This is a genomic window from Streptomyces sp. NPDC001407 (genome assembly GCF_042895325.1).
Taxonomy (GTDB): domain Bacteria; phylum Actinomycetota; class Actinomycetes; order Streptomycetales; family Streptomycetaceae; genus Streptomyces.
The window spans coordinates 353,003-372,697 of sequence record NZ_JBIAWF010000005.1; the positions used below are offsets into that span (position 1 = coordinate 353,003).

A 19,695-nucleotide genomic window follows, 5' to 3' on the forward strand; every position below is an offset into this window, starting at 1 on the left:
GTCACGGGCTCGGGCGCCGGGCGGCCGGGCGGTCCCGGAGCCCGCATCGCGCGGCCGTGGTCAGTGGCAGCCGCAACTGGACGCGGTGACACGGTTCATGCGGCGCCGGGGGCGCCCGCCCTCGCCGGTCTCCGTGCCGGCGCCGGCCAGTGCCCCGGTGCCGACCGCGGCCGTGACGGTGCTGGTCGCACAGGCCAGGGTCAGCTGGTACGGGGTTCGCGGCAGCGCGCCGAGCACCACGTGGACGGAGGCTTTCGCGCGGCCTGTGGCGGACGCGTTGGCCTCGGTGTGGAAGGGCAGCGGCTGGGTGGCCGGGCTCAGGCCGAACCCCACGCCGGAGACGGCGCAGTGGCCGGGGTCCTCGGCGAAGAGGCTCTCCAGAGCGGTCGCGGCGGCGGCCGAACCCGACGCGGCGGCCTTGAGGTCGGTCACGGTGCCGTCGTCGACGGTGAGCACCAGCGGGTGGTGGGACAGGCCCGTCAACCCCTCGTAGAGCTCGTGGCGGCGGGCGTCGTCACCGGTGCGGCTGTGCACGACCGGCCAGCCCTTGACCGCGATCTGGCCGGAGAGCGTCGTGCCGGTGACGTCGGTGGCCAGGCGCAGCCTTCCCGTGGGGGCCAGTTGGACGGCGCCGGGCTTGAAGGCGCCGACGTCCGAGCGCGACCAGGTCGGCCGGGCGAAGCCGGCCTCCGCGAGGGAGCCGGTGAGCGGGTCCTCGATGCGCAGCCCGCCGGCCGCTGCCAGGGCCTCGGCCAACGCGTCGGCGTGGCGCTGCACTTCACCGGGGTCGGTCCGCTCCAGGGCCTCCAGCAGACTGCGCGTCTGGTCGAGGGCGAGCGGTCCGGTGCCCGTCCGGACAGCGGCCACGGTGCGCCCCGGTCCGATCTCGACGGTCGGGGCGGTCAGCAGGGAGTCGGCGGCGGCCACCACGAGGACGTCGGAGTTCTCCGGTACGTCGGAGCGCAGCACGTCGGCGAGCGTGCGGCCGGGCTCCGCGAGGACGGTGGCGTGGTGCTCGTGGCGGGTGCCGTGCTCGAGCCGGAAGAAGTCGGCAAGGGCCTTTTCCACGACCAGCACGAACCGGTTACGGCCCGCCACGTACTGGCGATAGGCCTCAGGACGGACGACAATCATCTCGGCACTCCCAGATGGATAAACGGTGCAGTGCGGCGAGGCGGGTCGAGTCAGCACCTCGACCCGCCTCGCACTGGGCCGGTCCCGAAGGTCCGGCCGTCACTCGGTTCAGCCCAGGAGGGTGCCGAGGTAGTTGCTGTTCTTACGCACCTTGATGGTCTTCTTCATGGCGGACACCTCCCCTCACGATCGAATCCGACGGCCACCCGGGCTCAGCCCAGGAGGGTCCCGAGGTAGTTGCTGTTCTTGCGGACCTTGATGGTCTTCTTCACGGAGAACACCCCCTCTCGCCATCGAATTCGACAGGCCACCGGGGGTCAGCCCAGGAGCGTCCCGAGGTAGTTGCTGTTCTTGCGCACCTTGATGGTCTTCTTCATGGTCGTCACCTCCTCCCTGGTCCGTATTTCCGCGCTTCCTCGCGCCGGGGCCCGGCCGGTCAGTGACCGGCGGCCATCCGGACGCCGGGAGCGCCGCCCTTGTTGCCCAGCACCACTTCACCGCTCTCGGTGTAGACGGTGGTGTCGGGCGAGATGATGTCGAGGTGGTACTGGGTGAAGGGGGTGAGCCCCAGTCCCCAGTGGAGGCAGCCCTGGTCGCCTCCGTACACCTCGTTCATGGCGTGGTTGCCCGGCAGGATGTCCAGGCTCGTGTTGAGGGCGTGTCCGATCTCCCAGACCAGGGTGTAGCGGGAGTCGATCTCGAACATCGCCTCGAAGACCTTGGCGACCGCGGCGCCGGAGGGCCGGTGCGGGCGCAGTGCGGCGATGCTGCCCTTGCGCACCTCGGCGATCACCGCCTCGTGCTCGAGTCCGGCGAGCTTCCCCTGCAACCGGGCCTGGTCCTTGCGGGTGAAGGACGGCGTCCCGTTGTGCAGGATGGGGAACCCGCGCAGGGCGATCTCGCCTTCCAGCGGCAGGTGCAGGCTCTCGTCGAATTCGACGATCTGCATCGGCAGGACACTGATCTCACCCGACGGCACGATCTGCTGCTCGCCCCACTCCAGCGGGCCGGCCTGCTGGTTCCACACGAGGTCGTCGGCGAGGTGGTCGAGGACCGCGCGGGTGCCGTGCCGCTCGTCGACGTAGACGAGGTGGTCCGTGGATTCCGCCAGTTCGAAGAACCGGTCGCTGAATTCGGCCTGTTCCTGCGCCGAGGTGCGCTCGATCACCCCGATGAAATGCCGGATGATCTCCAGATCGGTGGGCGTGGAGTTGCACGCCATGCCCATGAGTTTCCGGCGCGGGCCGAGAGCTTCCTCGGACGGGGACTCGAAGAATCGGTAGGGGGAGATGACCAGTGAGTGCGACTGCTGCGGAATCGTTCCGTCGGCGAGCATCGCCTCGAAGTCGTCCCCGGGGCCCAGGATTATCGTCCGGTACTCCGCGTAGGGGGCATCCCTGACGATGTCGAGTTCCTTTTCCATCTCCTGATTGGTGATCAGGCAGAAGACGCTTCCCTCGGCCGGCCCGAACTGACTGAACCGAGCAGGATCGATCTTTATTGCCATAACCGGCATACCCCCAGGTGGCTGCTGACCTGATCGCAAGAAAACAGCACCGCTCGAAGGCCGCGCAATATCGTCAACGACAACGGCCAGAATGTATGCGGGTTTGATCCACCACATGTCCGTATTGCCGTCCGGGCGGCCTTGGTCCGGATTGGCAGAGGTCTCGCAGGAGTTACGCCCCCGGCCGTTCCTGCCGACATCGGGCCGGATGTCGGGAATTGCCCCGCTCCGCTGCTTCCCTCCCCGATTAGAAGGATCAATTCCACCGGAGGGGTGACAGCCGGAATGTGACTCCGAGGCAAGCCGGCACCTCGCACCCCCGCCGACTTTCGGCCATGGTCCACCACGTCCGGCATGCCCCACCGAGCCGCGACCCGGGAAACCGGTAACGACACACAGATGTGACGTGAATCACATATGGCACGTATTTGTGATATGCCGCAGGCACTCGCGCGTATCTGATGTGACGTCAATTCCCTGCTCGGAGCGGGTTTTACGGGAGGCGGGCCGCCGCCGGCGCGTCCGGCGCCGGTGGCGGCCCCCACCGGTCACCGCCCCGTGAAGAAGTCCCGCACCCGCCGCCGCCCCCGCGTCTCCGTGGGGTAGTCGTCGTCGTCCGTGTCGTCCGGCCCGTGCAGGACCGTCCAGCGCACGGCCGAGACGGCGGGCTCCAACGAGAGCCTGCTGACGGCCTCTTCGAGCAGGCTGTCGTTGCGTCGCTCGGTGGTGAGGTCGGCGGCGACCGTCACCTTGCCGCCGGTCTCCACGTCGCTGCTGTACACCGAGCGCAGCCGGAAGCCGGGACGGGTGACGGCCTGCACGACGAGGGTCCGGATGTGGGCCTCCTCCGGTTCGGTGCAGACGACCTCGAAGTGGTAGTCCGTGGCCACCTCGGCGCCGCCGTGCGGGCCCCGGTCAAGGCCTCGGGCCAGTGGCCGCAGCAGGGTGTTCGCGCCGACCACGCCGACGGTGCCGAGCGCCGCGACCACATAGAGCCCGGTCCCCGCGAGGGCGCCGACCGCGGCCGAACACCACAGCGTGGCCGCGGTGTTGAGGCCGCGGACGCTCAGCCCGTCGCGCATGATGACGCCGGCGCCCAGGAAGCCGATGCCGGAGACGATCTGGGCGGCGACCCGCGAGCCGTCGTAACCCGTGGTGCTCGTCGCCGCCGAGAAGCCGTACTGCGACAGCAGGACGAAGAGGGCGGAGCCCGCCGCGACGAGCGCGTTCGTCCGCAGTCCGGCCATGCGCGCCCGCCACTGGCGCTCCAGCCCGATGATCGCACCGAAGCCCAGGCCGGCCGCGATGTTGGCCGCCATGTGCCACTCATTGACGATGACCATGCCGCACTTTCCTCCTCGTGCTCGTCCGTATCCCTATCGGCCGGTCACAGCCAGGTGCTGAACCGCCGGATGTACCAGGTCTTCACCACCTGGGTGAGCGCGCAGTAGGTCAGCAGGATGCCGATCAGCCAGGGGAAGTAGGCCATCGGCAGCGGCTCCATCGACAGCGCGTGCGCCAGCGGCGAGAACGGCAGGAAGACGCCGAACGCCATCACCAGCGCGGTCATGACCAGCACCGGCGCCGAGGCCCTGGACTGGACGAACGGGATCCTGCGAGTGCGGATCATGTGGACGACGAGGGTCTGGGAGAGCAGTCCCTCGACGAACCAGCCGGACTGGAAGAGCGTCTGGTGCGCCTCGCTGTCCGCCCCGAAGACGTGCCACATCACCAGGAAGGTGGTGATGTCGAAGACGGAGCTGATCGGACCCACGCAGAGCATGAACCGGGCGATGCCCTTGGCGTCCCAGGTGCGCGGCTTGCGCAGGTAGTCCGGGTCCATCCGGTCCCACGGGGTGGCCAGCTGGGAGATGTCGTACGCGAGGTTCTGCACCAGGAGGTGGATCGCGAGCATCGGCTGGAAGGGGATGAACGCGCTGGCCACCAGCACCGAGAAGACGTTGCCGAAGTTCGAGCTCGCCGTCATCTTGATGTACTTGATGGTGTTGCCGAACGTCGTCCGGCCCTGCTCCACGCCCTGCTCCAGGACCATCAGGTCCTTCTCCAGCAGGATGATGTCCGCCGACTCCTTGGCGATGTCGACGGCCGTGTCCACGGAGATCCCGACGTCGGCGTCCCGCAGCGCCACGGCGTCGTTGATGCCGTCGCCGAGGAAGCCCACCGTGTGCCCCTCGGCCTGGAGCGCCCGCACGATCCGGGCCTTCTGCACGGGGTTGGTCTTGGCGAAGAGCGTGGTGGTCCGCACCAGGGCGCGCAGCTCGTCGTCGTCGAGCCGGTCGATCCGGGTGCCGGTGACGACCTCGCCCACGTCGATGCCGACGTCGGCGCAGACGCGCGCGGCGACCAGCTCGTTGTCACCGGTGACGACCTTGACCGTGACGCCCTTGTCGGCGAGGGCCTGGAGGGCCTGCGCCGCGTCGGCCTTCGGCGGGTCGAGGAAGGCGAGGAAGCCGATGAGGGTCAGCTCGGCCTCGTCGGCGACGGTGTAGACCGTCCGCTCGGCGGGGAGCGTACGGGTGGCCACGGCGAGGACGCGCAGGCCCTGCCGGTTATGGTCCTCGGCCGTACGGGTGACCTCGCGGCGCAGCTCGTCGGTGAGCTCCACGCGCTGCCCACGGTCCGTCATATGGGTGCACAGGGCGAGGACTTCCTCGACGGCACCCTTGGTGATCATGATGTGCTCGCCCGGCTCGGGGGCCGCGGCGAGGCTGTTGCGGTTCAGGACCACCGACATCCGGCGGCGGGCGAAGTCGAAGGGGATCTCGTCGACCATCGTGAAGCGCGCGTCGACGACAACCTCCTCGGCCTCGAGCACGCGGTCGATGACCGCCTGGTCCATGAGGTTGCGCAGCCCGGTCTGGAAGTGGGCATTGAGATAGGCGTGTTCGAGAACCTCGGTGTCCTCCTGGCCGCGCACGTCGAGGTAGCGGTCGAGGACGATGCGGTCCTCGGTGAGCGTGCCGGTCTTGTCCGTGCAGAGCACGTCCATGGCGCCGAGGTTCTGGATGGCGTTGAGGCGCTTGACGACGACCTTGCGCCGGGACATGGCGACCGCGCCGCGCGCGAGGTTGGTGGTGACGACCATCGGCAGCATCTCGGGGGTCAGCCCGACCGCGACCGCGAGGGCGAACATGAACGCCTCGTCCCAGTCGCCCTTGGTGAAGCCGTTGACCGCGAAGACGACGGGGACCATGACCAGCATGAAGCGGATCAGCAGGAAGCTGACCTTGCGCACGCCGGTGTCGAAGCTGGTCTGCGGGCGCTCGCCGACCAGGGAGCCGGCCATCGAGCCGAAGTAGGTGTCGGAGCCGGTGGCGACGACCACGCCGGTGGCCGTGCCGGAGGTGACGGTGGTGCCCATGAGGCAGAGGTTGTCGGCCTCGACGGGGTCGGTGGTGGAGCTCTGCCCGTAGTCGTGGGTCCTGGTGTCGGCCTTGGCCACGGGCAGCGACTCGCCGGACAGCGCGGCCTGGCCGACCATGAGGTCCTTGGCGGTGAGCAGCCGCAGGTCGGCGGGTACGAGGTCGCCGGCGGCGAGGCGCACGATGTCGCCGGGGACGACCTGGTCCATGGGGATCTCGACGGTGGTGGGCCGCTCGCCGCGCCCGGCCCGGCGCTGCACGGCCGTGGTCGTGGTGACCAAGGCCCTCAGGGCCGCGGCCGAACGTCCCGAGCGGTATTCCTGCCAGAACCGCAGGGCGCCGCTGACCAGCACCATCGTGGCGAGGATGGCGATACCCGGGTCGAAGGGCTCGTCGCCGGCGGCCCGGAGCCACTGCCAGAGCATGACGAGGTCCAGCGCGACGAGCACGGCGATGAAGGGGTTGACGAACGCCTTGGCGAGCTGCGTGAACCAGCGGGGCGCGCGCTCGTGGGCGACGACGTTGGCGCCGTGGCGCTCCAGGCGGTGGGCGGCCTCGTCGTGGCGCAGTCCCTGCGCGGTGACGCGTACGTCCTGGAGGACCTGGCTGCCGGGCAGGGAGCTGTAGCGGGCGAGCCGCTCACCGGCCGCGCGGGTACGGGTCTCCAGCTCCGCGGCCTTGCGGTCGCGGCGGCCACGGCCCGGCGGCGCGAGCTTCTGAGGGGTGAGGGTGGTGTCGGTCATGGCGGAACCTCTCTCCGGGCACGACGGCACGGCGGCGCGACGAGTTCGCCGGGTTCGACGAAGCGGCGGCGCGCGACAACGCGACGGCATGGCGGCATCGCGGCACGGCGCGGCCGCGCCGGGGCACGGAATAGTGAAGGGTGACCGCGCGGCGGGACGGCGAAAAACGCCACCGTGCGCGGAAATGGGGAATTCGACGGCCAGGGAGGCCGGAAACACCGGAAAGGGAAAGGGCTCGCGACAACAGCGCGGCAATGAACGCCGGAAAAAGGCGGTGCCGCAGGTCAGCTCAGTGGGGAATCAGCGGAACGCCTGCGCCCGGAAAGGGAGAAGCGGGGCGCCTACGCTCGGCGAAGAGCGGCCGACCGACTGTAGCGAGGACTTCCCTCGGGACTCCGACTGGTCATCCCGATCACCTCCTCGCTCGTCACGGACAGCACAGGCGCCGCGCGGCGTAAATACGCGTCAATGCGGCCGGAGCGGCACCTTCAGCGTCTAGCTTGCCATAGGAAGTCAAGCGGGTCCGCCCCGGGCGGGTAATGCGAGGGTCAAACGATGCGGAAAGACCTCGGGAAGGGAATGCGGCTGCCGGGCGGGCGGCGGCGCTGGGCACGCCGGTGCGCGGGGCTGCTGCTGATCCCCGCGAGCGCCGTGCCGCTGTGCCGCGCCCTGGGGACCGACGCCTTCACGCCGGTGCCCCAACTCCTGGCGTTCCTGCCGTGGTTGCTGATCCCCGCCGCCGTCGCGCTGCTGCTGGCGGCGGGCGCGCGGTGGGTCGTCGGCTGCGTCTGCGGGCTGCTCGCCGTCGCGGCTCTCGCCTTCTTCCTCCGCCCGTACCACGCGGCGCACCCGCCCGCGCCGGGCCCGGTGCGGGCCCAACTGCGCATCCTCACCGCGAACTTGGAGTTCGGCGGCGCGACCCAGGGGCTGCTGGAGGCGCTGCGCCGGGAGAAGCCGGACCTGGTGTCGGTGCAGGAGTGCGCCCCGGAGAACTGCGCGGTCGCCCTCGACGGGCCGGAGGTGCGCGCGGCCTACCCGTACCGCCGGATCGTCGGAGGTGGCCGGGCCGAGGGCTCGGCGATCCTGAGCAGGTTCCCGCTGGAGCCGGACGGTGAGGTGCCCGGCACGCTGGCGATGCCCCGGGCGGTGGTGCGCGTGGCGGGGGTGGCGCTGCGCTTCCAGGTGGCGCATCCGATGCCGCCGGTGCCCGGCCAGGTGGCGCTGTGGCAGCGGGAGCTGGCGCGGCTGCGGGCCGTGGCGGCCGGGCGGGGTGCGGCGCCGACCGTCATCGCGGGCGACTTCAACGCCACGCAGGACCACGCGGCGTTCCGCTCCCTCCTGGACACCGGGGTGCGGGACAGCGCGGCCCTGGTGGGCCGGGCGCGCACGCCCACGTGGCCCGCGCTGACCGCGCCGCCGCTGGGCGCGCAGATCGACCACGTGCTGGTCAGCGCCGCGGTCCAGCCGCGTGCGGCGCGGTTCCTGGACCTGGCCGGCACCGACCACCGGGCGCTGGTGGTCGATGCCGCACTGCATGACTGACGGTGTGTCAGCCGGTATTGACCAGCGGGTTCCAGGTGCCGAGGGTGTCCGCGGCGGTGCTGCCGTAGAGCGCGGTCTCGCCGTCGGCCCAGCGGACGAGGAGGCCGTCGGCGCGGCCCGAGCCGCCGAAGTCGCCCGCGGTCATCGCGGGCGCCGCCCAGGAGGGGTTGGCCGCCTGGAGGCGGGTGCCGGAGAGCCCGCTGCCGGAGAGGGCGAAGCTGCCCAGCGAGCCGTCGGTCCAGCGCACGACGACCTGCGAGCGGTCCCGGCCCGCGGGGAGGGTGGCGGCGAGGGCGGTGGAGTTGCGCCAGAAGGAGCCGGAGTCCGCGAGGCGGCGCTCGGTGCCGGTGCCGGACGGGTTCACTCCGCTGTGCAGGGTGACCTTGCCGTCGGTCCAGCGGACGACCAGGTCGGCCGCCTTGCCGGTGGAGTTGAAGCGGCCCGCCGTGATCTGCGCGGCGTCCTTCCAGGCGGAGCCGGCGGCCGCGAGCGTGAACTCCTTCTTGGCGCCGAAGCCCGCCGCGTCCACGTCCTCGTAGTAGCTGACCTTGCCGGTGTCCCAGCGGACCAGGACGTCGGGCCTGCCGGTGCCGCTGAAGTCGCCGGTGGTCACGGCCTGGGCGCGCTGCCAGTAGCTCTTCGGCTTCGCGAGCTGCTGCTCCGCGCCGAAGCCGCCCTTGCCGTCGCCGGGGTAGAGGGTGACCTCGCCGTCGCTCCAGACCGTCATCAGGTCGTCGCGGCCGTCGCCGGTGTAGTCGCCGGAGGTGAGGAACCTGGCGTGGCTCCAGGTCGACGCCGCGCCGGGCAGCCGTGCGGCGTCGGAGGGCGGCTGGTACGGGGCGCGGACGGGCGTGCGGTCGGCGACGGCGTCCTGGTAGAGGTCCTGGATCTCGTGGTCGTACACCGGGGAGTAGCTGATCCAGTCGTCGCCGGTGTCGTTGCCGCCGCCGTTCCAGCCGCCGAGGTTGCCGATGACGTCGCCGGAGCGGCTCTTGGCGTCGTAGTTGGTGATCCAGGGGCTGCCGGAGGTGCCGCCGTAGAAGCCGCCGCACTTCATCTGGAGCTGGCGGAAGCCGGCGAGACGCGAGGTCGGCACCGTGCAGCTGACGGCCTTCTGGTCCGGGTTGTGCGAGCCGGGGTAGCCGGCCACCGTGACCGTGCTGGTCCAGCGCGGGGTCGGGGTGAGCCGGAGGGCGCCGGTGCGGTCCTCCACGGAGGCACCCTGGGCGTTCGGGGAGAGGCGGGCGAAGCCGAAGTCCAGGTTGGAGTCGGGGCCCTTGCTGTTCTTCGTGTAGCGCGGGTCGGTGAAGACCCGGTCGACAGGGAAGACGCCGTACGGCTGGTGGGCCGCGTCCAGGCCCTTGCGGTACTGCGGCACGAAGATCCGCTGGCCGCCGCCCGCGAGGGACTTGGCGCAGTGCCCGGCGGTGAGCACGAGGTTGCGGCCCGCGCTGTGCACCACGCTTGCGGTGCAGTAGGTGGGCCCGTCGGGGCCGGTGCTGCTGAAGAACGTACCGACCATGGGTATGCCGTCGCCGTACGCGCCCTGCGGCGTACCGGCCGGGGCCGCGGCGCCGACGAGCGAGCGGCTCCGGGCGGCGCCCGGGGCGGGCGCTGCGGCGCGGCCCGCGTCGGCCGGCTTGGCGGCGGCCATGCGCTCGGCCGTCCAGAACTTCTCGGCGGCCCGGCCGCCGGCCGTGTCCGGGGTGGCCGCGACGGCGGCGGTGGCGGTCGTGCCGCACGCGGCCATGCAGAGAAGGACTGCTGCGCTGCGGGACCATCTGAAAGGTGACAAGGTGACTCTCTGAGGTGGTTGAACCTGCAATCGAGGCATCCTGCCACAGGGGCACGGGCGCTCCCGAGGCCGTCCCCGGAACGCTGTCTTCCGTACGGTCAGGCCGCGCGTGCGTCCCGGTGGATGGGCGTCCCCGCGCCGGTGAGCGGCACGCCCGTGCCGCCGCGCCGCGTGGCGACGATCTCGGCGGCGATGGACAGCGCGGTCTCCTCCGGCGTACGGGCGCCGAGATCCAGGCCGATGGGCGAGCGCAGCCGGTCCAGCTCGCGTTCGCCCACCCCGGCCTCCCGCAGCCGGCCGAGCCGGTCCTCGTGCGTGCGGCGTGAGCCCATCGCGCCGACGTAGGCGACCGGGAGCCGCAACGCCCGCTCCAGCAGCGGGATGTCGAACTTCGCGTCGTGGGTGAGGACGCACAGCACCGTGCGGCGGTCGAGCTCCTGCGAGTCGAGATAGCGGTGCGGCCAGTCGACGACGACCTCGTCCGCCGCGGGGAAGCGGTCGGCGGTGGCGAAGACGGGCCGGGCGTCGCAGACGGTCACGTGGTAGCCGAGGAACTTCCCGACGCCGGTGAGGGCCGCGGCGAAGTCCACGGCCCCGAAGACGATCATCCGGGGCGGCGGGAGGCTGGACTCGACGAGCAGCACGACCTGTTCGCCGCAGCGCGATCCGCTCTCCCCGGCCCCGTCGGCGCCGTACGCCACCTGGACGGTTCCGGTGCGGCCGAGGCCGAGCAGCGCCGCCGTCTCCCGCGCGGCGGCGGCGTCGAGCGCGCCGGGGCCGCCGAGGGTGCCGGCCCGGCCGCCGTCGGGCCGTACGAGCAGGGGGCGGCCCAGCAGGGCGGCCGGGCCGTCCACCACGCGTGCGAGGGCCGCGGTCTCCCCGCGCGCGGCGGCCGCCAGCGCGGCCGCGTGCACCCCCCGGTCCGGGGCGTCGGCCCGGACCGGGGTGACGAGGATGTCGATGACACCGCCGCAGGTCAGGCCGACCGCGAAGGCGTCCTCGTCGGAGTAGCCGAAGCTCTCGCGCACGCTTGCACCCTCGGCGAGGGCGGCCAGGCACAGGTCGTAGACCGCGCCCTCCACGCACCCGCCGGACACGGACCCGACGACGGTGCCGTCGGCGTCGACGGCCAGGGCCGCCCCGGGCTGCCGTGGCGCGCTGCCGCGCACGGACACGACGGTGGCGACGGCGAAGTCCCGGCCCTGCTCGCACCAGCGGTGCAGCTCCTCTGCGAGGTCCAGCATGTCTCTCTCCTCGGGTGTTCCGTCAGGTGCGGTGGCGGGCCGCGCCGCGGCCTCCTACGCCGCCCCCAGCCACCTCTCGATCGGGTGCAGCGCGAAGTACACGGCGAAGACCAGTGTCAACAGCCACATGAACACGCCCGGTTCGCGCCACTTCCCCTGGGCCGTCCTGATGGCCGTGTAGGCGATGACCCCCGCGCCCACGCCCGCGGTGATGGAGTAGGTGAAGGGCATCAGCACCACGGTCAGGAAGGCCGGGACGGCCACCGCCCGGTCGTTCCAGTCGATGTGCCGGGCGTTGCTCATCATCATCGCGCCGATCACCACGAGCGCCGCGGCGGCGACCTCGCCGGGCACGATCCGGGTGAGCGGGGTGAAGAACAGGCAGGCGGCGAAGAAGAGTCCGGTGACCACCGAGGACAGGCCCGTGCGGGCGCCCTCGCCCACCCCGGTCGCCGACTCGATGAAGACGGTCTGGCCCGAGGCCCCCGCGACGCCGCCGATCGCGCCGCCCGCGCCGTCGATGAAGAGCGCCTTGCTCAGGCCCGGCATCCGGCCGGAGGCGTCGGTGAGCCGTGCCTCGGTGCCGACGCCGATGATGGTGGCCATCGCGTCGAAGAACCCGGCCAGCACCAGGGTGAAGACGATCATCCCCACGCTCATGGCCCCGAGCGAGCCCCAGCCGCCGAACTCGACGTGCCCGAAGAGGGAGAAGTCCGGCATGGAGACCGCGCTGCCCTTGAGTGCGGGCGCGCCGTTCTGCCAGGTGCCGGGGCCGAGATGGCCGACGGCGTTGACGACGACGGCCAGGAGGGTGCCGGAGACGATGCCGATGAGGATCGCGCCGGGGACCTCGCGGGCCTGGAGCATCAGGACGGTCAGCAGGGTGACGCAGAAGATCAGCACCGGCCAGCCCGTGAGCTCGCCGGCCGGGCCGAGGGTGACCGGCCCGCCGCCCGTGGAGGCGTGCACGAAGCCCGCCTTGACCAGGCCGATGAGGGCGATGAACATCCCGATGCCCATGGTGATGGCGTGCTTGAGGGCGAGCGGTATCGCGTTCATGATCAGTTCCCGCAGGCCGGTGACGGCCAGCAGCACGATCACCGCGCCGTAGATCACGCACATGCCCATGGCCTGCGGCCACGTCATGTGGGGTGCCACCTGGGTGGCGAGCACGCCGGAGACGCCGAGGCCGGCGGCGAGGGCGAGCGGCACCTTGCCGAGGAATCCCATGAGCAGGGTGCTGACGGCGGCCGCGAGCGCCGTGGCGGTGATGAGCCCGGCGTGGCCCAGGGTGTGCCTTGACGCGTCGGGGCCGGAGAGGATCAGCGGGTTGAGGAGCAGGATGTAGCACATCGCCATGAAGGTGGTGATGCCGCCGCGTACTTCACGCGCGACGGTGGAGCCTCGCTCGCCGATGTGGAAGTACCGGTCGAGCGGAGAACGCGCGGCGGGCGGACACGGGCCCGCGCCCGCGCCCTCCGCCGTGGCCCCGGTCTCCACGGATGACTGGGTCATGATGCCTTCCCAAGGTTCAGAGGGGCATCCGTGGGCGGCCGGTGGGCCCGCCCGCGGAATTTGGGATGCGGAGCGGCTGCACAACCCGGGGGACGGCCCGAGATGAAGGGATTGCACCACACGACCCTGCGGGGGGCGCGCGGGAGGTGCGGTCCTGATGATCTGTCACATGATGGTGGTTCAGGTGCCGGTGAGGTGTTCCGGCCGGACGGGCACCCGCCCCAGCGGCAGGCCCGTGGCGGCGCGGATCGCGGCGACGACGGCGGGGGTGGAGGAGAGGGTGGGCGCCTCGCCGACGCCGCGCAGCCCGTACGGGGCGTGGTCGTCGGCGAGTTCGAGCATGTCGACCGGTATGGCGGGGGTGTCCAGGATGGTGGGGATGAGGTAGTCGGTGAAGGAGGGGTTGCGCACCCTGCCGTCCGCCGCGACGACGATCTCCTCCATCACGGCCAGCCCGAGGCCCTGGGTGGTGCCGCCCTGTATCTGACCCACCACCGACAGCGGGTTGAGCGCCTTGCCGACGTCCTGTGCGCAGGCGAGCTCGATCACCTTGACCAGCCCGAGTTCGGTGTCGACCTCGACGACGGCGCGGTGGGCGGCGAAGGAGTACTGCACATGGCCGTCGCCCTGCCCGGTCCTCAGGTCGAAGGGCACGGTGGGCCGGTGGCGCCACTCCAGCTCGACGTCGACCACCTCGTCCTCCAGCACGTCGGCGAGGTCGGCGAGCACCTCGCCCCCGTCGGTTGTGACCTTGCCGCCCTCCAGGAGGAGTTCGGCGTGGCTCCAGGCCGGGTGGTGGGCCGCGAACCTGGCGCGGCCGAGCTCCAGCACCTTCTCCCGTACGGCCTCGCACGCGTGCCGGACTGCGCCGCCGGTGACATAGGTCTGGCGGGAGGCGGAGGTGGAGCCCGCCGAGCCGACGCGGGTGTCGGCGGGCCGGATGGTGACCTGGCTGACGCCGAGCTCGGTGCGGGCGATCTGCGCGTGCACGGTGACCCCGCCCTGGCCGACCTCCGCCATGGCGGTGTGCACCGTGGCCACGGGCTGCCCACCGACGGTCTCCAGCCGCACGCGGGCGGTGGAGTAGTCGTCGAAGCCCTCGGAGAAGCCGACGTTCTTTATGCCGACCGCGTAGCCGACGCCCCGCACGACGCCCTCGCCGTGGGTGGTGTTCGACAGGCCGCCGGGCAGGGCGCGCACGTCGGGCGGGCCGCCCGCGCTCTCCCACTCCCGCTCGGGCGGCATCGGCAACGCCTTGACCCGGCGCAGGAGTTCGGCGACCGGTGCCGGGGAGTCCACGGTCTGCCCGGTGGGCATGACGGCGCCCTGCGCCATGGCGTTGCGCTGCCGCAGCTCCACCGGGTCCATCCCCAGCGCGGCGGCCAGCTTGTCCATCTGCGCCTCGTAGGCGAAGCACGCCTGCACCGCGCCGAAGCCGCGCATCGCCCCGCAGGGCGGGTTGTTGGTGTAGAGGGCGAGGGCTTCGCTCTCGACGTTGTCGACGACGTACGGGCCGACGGCGAGCGAGGCGGCGTTGCCGACGACGGCCGGGGAGGACGAGGCGTACGCGCCGCCGTCGAGGACGATGCGGCAGCTCACGTACAGCAACTCGCCGTCCCGCGTCGCGCCGTGCTCGTAGTGCAGCTTGGCGGGGTGGCGGTGGACGTGGCCGAAGAACGACTCGAAGCGGTTGTAGACCATCTTGACGGGCCGTCCGGCGCGCAGCGCCAGCAGGCAGGCGTGGGCCTGCATGGAGAGGTCCTCGCGGCCGCCGAAGGCCCCGCCGACGCCGGAGAGCGTCATGCGGACCTTGTCCTCGGGCAGGCCGAGTACGGGGGCGATCTGGCGGAGGTCGGCGTGCAGCCACTGGGTGGCGACGTAGAGGTCGACGCCGCCGTCCTCGGCGGGGACGGCGAGTCCGGACTCGGGGCCGAGGAACGCCTGGTCCTGCATGCCCACTTCGTAGTCGCCGGTGACGACCACCTCGGCGCGGGCGCGGGCGGCGGCGACGTCGCCGCGGATCACCGGCTGGCGGTGGACGATGTTGGGGTGGGGCACGTGCCGGGCGTGGTCGTCGTCGCGGCCGGGGTGCAGCAGGGGCGCGCCGGGCGCGGTGGCCGTCTCCTCGTCGGTGACGGTGGGCAGTTGCTCGTACGCCACCTTGATCTTCGCGGCGGCGCGGCGGGCGGTCTCGGGGTGGTCGGCGGCGACGAGCGCGACGGGCTCGCCGTGGTAGCGGACGACGCCGTCGGCGAGGACGGGGGTGTCCTTGATCTCCAGGCCGTAGCGGGTCTCGGCGGGCAGGTCGGCGTGGGTGAGGACGGCGTGGACGCCCGGCGTGGCGTACGCCTCGGAGAGGTCGACGGACAGGATCCGGGCGTGGGTGTGCGGGCTGCGGAGCGTGAACCCCCAGAGCATGTCCTCGTGCCACAGGTCGGAGGCGTAGGCGAAGTCGCCGGTGACCTTCAGGGTGCCGTCGGGGCGCTGGGTGGACTCGCCGATGCCGCCGCGGGTGCGGCTGCCCTGGGTGAGCGCGGTGGGGACGCGTGCGGTGGCCGCGCCTCGCACGGCATGGGAGACGCCGGCCTGAGGCGCACCGGCTTGTGACACGACGGCCTGGGAGGCGGCGGCTTCCGACGTGACGGTGAGCGTGTCGTCCGCCCGCGGCGCCGTGCGACGACGGGGCGCGTCGTGGTTGCGTTCCCGGCCGGCGGCCGGGGACCGGGAGCCGGGCGGCTCGACGGGGCCGGGCGGAAAACCACGCCGTGCGCGGGCCGGAGACATCACGTCAGCTCCCCTCTCCGGCGCGGGCGGCCGCGAGGCGCACCGCGTCGAGGATCTTCTCGTAGCCGGTGCAGCGGCAGAGGTTGCCCGAGAGCGCCTCGCGGATGTCGGCGTCGGTGGGGTCGGTGTTGCGCTCCAGCAGTTCGTCGGCGGCGACGAGCAGGCCGGGGGTGCAGAAGCCGCACTGGACGGCTCCGGCGTCGATGAACGCCTGCTGGACCGGGGAGAGTTCGGTGACCGCCGCGTCGGGCCGCCAGTGCGCGGCCGCGCCGGGGTCCGTCGCGCCCGCGCCGCCGGCCCGCCGCTTCGCGTAGTCGGCGAGCCCTTCCACGGTGTCGACCGTACGGCCCTGGACCTGGCCCGCGGCCACCAGGCAGGCACACACCGGCACCCCGTCGAGGCGGACCGTGCAGGACCCGCACTCGCCCTGCTCGCAGGCGTTCTTCGAGCCCGGCAGGCCCAGCCGTTCCCGCAGGACGTACAACAGGCTCTCGCCCTCCCAGACGTCGTCGGCCTGCTGCGGCCGCCCGTTGACCTCGAAGTTCACGCGCATCGGGTGTTCCTCTCGCTGCCGCGGTACGCGTCCCAGGTCCAGCCGAGCGTCCGGCGGGCCATGACGCCCACCGCGTGCCGCCGGTACCGGGCGCTGCCGCGCACGTCGTCGATCGGGTTGCACGCGCCGGCGGCGAGCTCGGCGAACTGCCGGGCGAGCGACGGCGCGAGGGCCGCGCCCGACTCCCAGAAGCCGCCCTCCTCCAGCGCGGCCGCCAGGAAGTCCTCCGCCGCCCGGGCCCGCACCGGCGTGGGCGCGGCCGAGCCGATGCCGGTCCGCACGGTGCGGGTGTCCGGGTGCAGGGCGATGCCGAAGGCGCAGACCGCGATGACCATGGCGTTGCGCGTGCCGACCTTGGAGAACTGCTGCGGCCCGTCCGCCTTCCTGATGCGTACGGCCCGGATGAGCTCGTCCGGCGCCAGGGCGTTGCGCTTCACGCCGGTGTAGAACTCCTCCACCGGGATCAGCCGGGTGCCGCGCACCGACTCCGCCTCCACCTCGGCGCCCGCCGCGAGCAGCGCGGGGTGGGCGTCCCCGGCCGGGGACGCCGCGCCGAGGTTGCCGCCCACGCTGCCGCGGTTGCGGATCTGCGGGGACCCCACGGTGTGCGAGGCGAGCGCGAGGCCGGGCAGCGGGTCGCGGAGCTCTTCCATGATCCGGGTGTACGGCACGGACGCGCCGAGGCGGACGTCGCGGTCACCGATCTCCCATTCGTACAAATCGCCGATGCGATTCAGGTCGAGCAGATACTCCGGCCGGCGGTGGTCGAAGTTGATCTCGACCATCACGTCCGTGCCGCCCGCGATGGGCACAGCCGTGGGGTGCTCGGCCTTCGCGGCGAGCGCCTCCTCCCAGCTGCCGGGGCGCAGGAAGTCCATGGATCTTCTCTTCTCGATCGGGTCCCGTGGAGTGGTGCCGGGGGGTGTTCCTGCCGGGCGGTTCATGTCCTGTTCACGCGGCGTGGAGCCAGTAGAAGGCCGGGCGGGCACCCGGGTGCAGTCACCGAAACCATGAAGCGGTTCGCTGGCCGCGCGCCCCGTCTTGTAGATTCGAACGAAAGACGGGGTTCAGAAACCCCACTGCATTCCACTGGTTACAACAAGACAGATCGGCGGCGACCACGATGCGGCTGCGCGCACTCCTGGAGACCGAAGCACTGGGCCTTCGGCTGCTCGGCGGCGAGGACGAGCTGGACCGCTCCGTGCGCGGCGTGATGACCACCGACCTGCGCGACCCGAGCCGGTATCTCTCCGGCGGGGAGCTGGTGCTCACGGGCCTCGCGTGGCGGCGGGAGCCGGAGGACTCCGAGCGCTTCGTACGGATCCTCTCCTCGGCCGGGGTGGCCGGGCTCGCGGCGGGCGAGGCCGAGATGCGCTCGATCCCCGACGACCTCGTGCAGGCGTGCGCGCGGCACCGGCTGCCGCTGTTCTCGGTGGTCGAGGACGTGTCGTTCGCGTCCATCACCGAGCACGTGGTGCGGCAGGTCTCCAGCGAGCGGGCCGGGGATCTCGCGGCCGTCGTGGACCGGCACCGGCGGCTGATGACCTCCGGCCCGGCGGGCGGCGGCCCCGAGGTCGTCCTCGACCTGCTCGGCTCCGACCTGGACCTGCGGGCCTGGGTGCTCTCCCCCACCGGCCGCCCCATCGCCGGGTCCTCGCTGGCCGGCTCCGGTCCCGCGCTGCCGGCCGCCGTCTGCGCCACCCTCGCGGGCGAGCACCTCGCCGCCTCGCGCACCGGGCGGCGTGGCCCGCACCGGGTGAGCGCCGGGGGCAACACCTACTCCCTCTTCCCCATCACCGGGGCCGGGCGGGGCGCCGCCCGCGACGTCCGGGAGACCGTCCTGTCGGACTGGCTGCTGGCCGTCGAGGCGGACGCCGGCGACTGGCCCGCGGAGCGTCTCGACCTGCTCGACGGCGTCACCCAGCTGATCGCGGTCGAGCGCGACCGGCGCGACGCCGCCCGTACGGTGCGGCGCCGGCTCGCCCAGGAGGTCCTGGAGCTGGTCCAGGCGGGCGCGGCCCCGGCCGAGATCGCCGCCCGGCTGCGGGTGGCGGCGCCCGTGCTGCTGCCGGGCCTCGGCACCGCGCCACACTGGCAGGTCGTCGTGGCCCGGGTCGAGTGGGACAGCGGCGACATCCCCGGCGGCCCGGTGGCCCAGGCCCTGCTGGAGGAGATCCTGGCCGACCCGGACGCGTCCGGCACCGAGCCGTCCGACCGGATCGCGGTCGCCCACCTCGGCGACGAGGCCGTGGCCCTCGTGCCGCTCCCCGCGCTGCCCGCCCGCCCCGACCTCGCCGGTGAGGTCGCCGGTGAGGACGGTGCCCCGGCGGCGGCGCCCGGGCTGCACGCGGACACCCTCCTCGCGGCCGTCCACGAGCCCCTCGCCCGCGGGCTCGACGACGACGGCCGGCTCACGCTGGGCGTCAGCGCCCCGGTGCACTCGGCGGAGGGCCTGCGCGGCGCGCTGGAGGAGGCCCGGCACGCCCGCCGCGTCGCCGCCGCCCGCCCGGGCCGGGTCTGCGCCGCGGGCCACCAGGAGCTGGCCTCGCATGTGCTGCTGCTCCCCTTCGTCCCCGACGACGTCCGCCGCGCCTTCACCGCACGCCTGCTGGACCCCCTGCGCGACTACGACCACCGCCACCGGGCCGAGCTGATCCCGACCCTGGAGGCGTTCCTCGACTGCGACGGCTCGTGGACTCGGTGTGCGACGCGTTTGCATCTGCATGTGAACACCTTGCGCTACCGCGTGGGGCGGATCGAGCAATTGACGGGGCGTGATCTGTCGCGTCTGGAGGACAAGCTGGATTTCTTTCTGGCGTTGCGGATGAGTTAGGGGCTTCTGGGTGCGGGTTGGTGTGTGGCTGGGGTGGGGTGGCCTCAAGCGCCGGCCGGGCTTGAGTGTGTGGTGGGTGCGCTTTCCGCTGGGTGCGGGGGCGATTCTGGGTGCGGGTCCGTTGCCGCCTGCGGCGGGCGGCCTCAAACGCCGGCCGGGCTGGGTTGTGGCGGGTTCCGGGGGCGGCGCCTCCGGGCTGGGAACCTGGAACGCGGTGCGGGCACCCTTACGCGTATTGAGTGCCCTGAAGTCGCACCGCGTTCCAGAACCCCACCCTCCGACCCCACCCCCTCCCACCGGTGGGCAACATCGGGTTGTGGGGTGCGCCGCGTTTTCCTTTCAGCCCGTCCGGGGCGCTCAGTCAGCCCGGGCACGCCATGCTTTTGTCTTCAGCCCGTTGGGGGCACCTCTGGGGGCACCCCCGGACGGAGTCTGGGGGAGGTAGCTGGGGGAGTTTGAGGACGCGGCCGCAGGCCGCTCCCGCCGCAGGCGGCAACGAGCGTGCAGGTTCGGGGGCTGGGGCGGAGCCCCAGTTCGGGGGTCTGGGGGCTTGCCCCCAGTTTCGGGAAGGGGCGGGGTAGGGGAAAAGGCCCGCCGCAGGCGCGAACCGGCTCGCAGCCAGGGGTCTGGGGCAGCGCCCCCCACGCGGCGGAGCCGCACAT

General features: G+C 72.4%; 12 protein-coding genes. 2 read left to right on the forward strand and 10 right to left on the reverse strand.

Annotation, left to right across the window (positions count from 1 at the left end; genetic code table 11):
• Positions 1-60 precede the first annotated feature (60 nt).
• From ACFY1P_RS10830 to mgtA, 4 genes are all read right to left on the reverse strand, one after another.
• Entirely contained in the window at positions 61-1,134 is a 1,074-nt protein-coding gene (locus ACFY1P_RS10830; RefSeq protein WP_390750446.1) for a hypothetical protein, read from the reverse strand.
• A 436-nt stretch (positions 1,135-1,570) separates the two neighbouring features.
• Positions 1,571-2,557 (reverse strand): hypothetical protein, encoded by a 987-nt coding sequence (locus tag ACFY1P_RS10835; protein WP_390750447.1) that lies wholly within the window; start codon positions 2,555-2,557, stop codon positions 1,571-1,573.
• A gap of 632 nt (positions 2,558-3,189) precedes the next feature.
• Positions 3,190-3,984, reverse strand: a complete 795-nt coding sequence (locus tag ACFY1P_RS10840; protein WP_390750448.1) for an MgtC/SapB family protein — start codon at positions 3,982-3,984, stop codon at positions 3,190-3,192.
• Between the two features lie 44 nt (positions 3,985-4,028).
• Positions 4,029-6,767 (reverse strand): magnesium-translocating P-type ATPase, encoded by a 2,739-nt coding sequence (gene mgtA, locus ACFY1P_RS10845; RefSeq protein ID WP_390750449.1) that lies wholly within the window; start codon positions 6,765-6,767, stop codon positions 4,029-4,031.
• 555 nt (positions 6,768-7,322) lie between these two features.
• On the opposite strand from mgtA, the gene ACFY1P_RS10850 reads away from it, so the two are divergent.
• Positions 7,323-8,309, forward strand: coding sequence for an endonuclease/exonuclease/phosphatase family protein (locus tag ACFY1P_RS10850; RefSeq protein ID WP_390750450.1), 987 nt, complete (start codon positions 7,323-7,325; stop codon positions 8,307-8,309).
• Positions 8,310-8,316: 7 nt separating this feature from the next.
• Here ACFY1P_RS10850 and ACFY1P_RS10855 read toward each other — a convergent pair whose 3' ends face one another.
• The 6 genes from ACFY1P_RS10855 to ACFY1P_RS10880 form a co-directional block, all read right to left on the reverse strand.
• The gene (locus ACFY1P_RS10855; protein ID WP_390750451.1) at positions 8,317-10,059 is read right to left on the reverse strand and encodes an FG-GAP-like repeat-containing protein; all 1,743 of its coding nucleotides are present in this window, start codon (positions 10,057-10,059) and stop codon (positions 8,317-8,319) included.
• Between the two features lie 143 nt (positions 10,060-10,202).
• Entirely contained in the window at positions 10,203-11,348 is a 1,146-nt protein-coding gene (locus ACFY1P_RS10860; RefSeq protein WP_390750452.1) for an XdhC family protein, read from the reverse strand.
• Between the two features lie 54 nt (positions 11,349-11,402).
• Positions 11,403-12,863, reverse strand: coding sequence for an NCS2 family permease (locus ACFY1P_RS10865; RefSeq protein ID WP_390750453.1), 1,461 nt, complete (start codon positions 12,861-12,863; stop codon positions 11,403-11,405).
• Positions 12,864-13,043: 180 nt separating this feature from the next.
• Positions 13,044-15,647 carry a xanthine dehydrogenase subunit D gene (gene pucD / locus ACFY1P_RS10870; protein WP_390750454.1) on the reverse strand — a complete coding sequence of 868 codons (2,604 nt, stop codon included), beginning with the start codon at positions 15,645-15,647 and terminating at the stop codon, positions 13,044-13,046.
• Between the two features lie 4 nt (positions 15,648-15,651).
• Positions 15,652-16,200 (reverse strand): (2Fe-2S)-binding protein, encoded by a 549-nt coding sequence (locus tag ACFY1P_RS10875; protein WP_361533961.1) that lies wholly within the window; start codon positions 16,198-16,200, stop codon positions 15,652-15,654.
• Positions 16,191-17,078 carry an FAD binding domain-containing protein gene (locus tag ACFY1P_RS10880; RefSeq protein ID WP_361533958.1) on the reverse strand — a complete coding sequence of 296 codons (888 nt, stop codon included), beginning with the start codon at positions 17,076-17,078 and terminating at the stop codon, positions 16,191-16,193. Before ACFY1P_RS10880 ends, ACFY1P_RS10875 begins: the two co-directional genes overlap by 10 nt.
• Before the next feature lie 245 nt (positions 17,079-17,323).
• Here ACFY1P_RS10880 and ACFY1P_RS10885 point away from each other — a divergent pair, with 245 nt between their 5' ends.
• Positions 17,324-19,033 (forward strand): PucR family transcriptional regulator, encoded by a 1,710-nt coding sequence (locus tag ACFY1P_RS10885; RefSeq protein WP_390750455.1) that lies wholly within the window; start codon positions 17,324-17,326, stop codon positions 19,031-19,033.
• The last annotated feature ends 662 nt before the right edge of the window (positions 19,034-19,695 follow it).